The following is a 970-nucleotide window of genomic DNA, read 5'->3' on the forward strand; positions in this document are numbered from 1 at the left end:
ATCCTGATCAAGCAGGCCCGCGCCGAATATCACGGTGACGATCAGCGCCAGCTACACCACTCCATGGGACAGCATCGCGTCTCGGACTTGAAGCCGGGGATGCGGGGCATTCGCCAGAACCTCAGAGGATGCCGGAGAAGCCCGACATTTGAGGTATTATAATACCTCATAGGCCTGAATAGGACAGAGGGGGATTGCTGTCCTTTCCATTTTTTTGAAACTCTACCGACGGCTGTAACAGACGGTGGAGATTGCGGAATGCCACTTGCCCGGACAATTGCGCCCTTTTCGTTTGGTCTTCTTGCTGCGGCATGCGTATCGGATCAGACGCTTGGGCCCTCAACCGACAACATCCTGAGAACTTACATAGGAGACACTCCGGCGGCCTTTGCCACCTATTCGGGTTTGACCCCGGTTTCCAGCCTTCAGACAGATGCCGGAATGGTGTTCCAGTTCGCGGGCATCGGGCCGACAGCCATCTACAGCCCCTCCACCCCATCCTTCCAGAATATCACCGATCCGGGTATTGCCGCCGGGTTCCGCTCGATCGGCGCGGCCATGACCGGGCCAGCATTCGCCGTGCAGGCGCGATGCCAGGTTCAACTGGTGACCGAGCGAATCAACTGCCGCGGCAACATGGACAGCTTCCGAGTCGTGGAAATCGTGTATGACGGGGCTTGCGGCATGGTGCAGCCGAACGCCGCCTGATCCGCGACGGATTGGCCGTCCCGAACGGGAAGCAGCCGATCCACGCACGACAACCGTTGCCTCGTTCCCTTCACTCCGGCAGAACGGCCAGCACGGACAAGGACAAGCACAGGACGCGATCATGCCGACACTGGACTGGATCGGCTCGGATGATGTGACCGCCCCCCGACGGCATCGATGTGCCGAGGTGGGTCTGCGAGGATCCACAAAGGAGGACGGTCATGCTGGATGTTACCACTGTCGGGCTCGACCTGGCGAAGAA

General features: G+C 59.7%; 1 protein-coding gene. It reads left to right on the plus strand.

Annotated elements, in window-relative coordinates:
* Nucleotides 1–258: 258 nt before the first annotated feature.
* Nucleotides 259–708, plus strand: a complete 450-nt coding sequence (locus tag G8O29_RS18155) for a hypothetical protein (RefSeq protein WP_166404596.1) — start codon at nt 259–261, stop codon at nt 706–708.
* Nucleotides 709–970: the final 262 nt, after the last annotated feature.

The organism is Rhodobacter calidifons (assembly GCF_011174775.1).
Classification (GTDB): Bacteria; Pseudomonadota; Alphaproteobacteria; order Rhodobacterales; family Rhodobacteraceae; genus Tabrizicola; species Tabrizicola calidifons.

Excerpts from the sequence above, each read along its gene's own strand:
- G8O29_RS18155 (WP_166404596.1), top strand. The coding sequence starts at position 259 with ATGCCACTTGCCCGGACAATTGCGCCCTTTTCGTTTGGTCTTCTTGCT.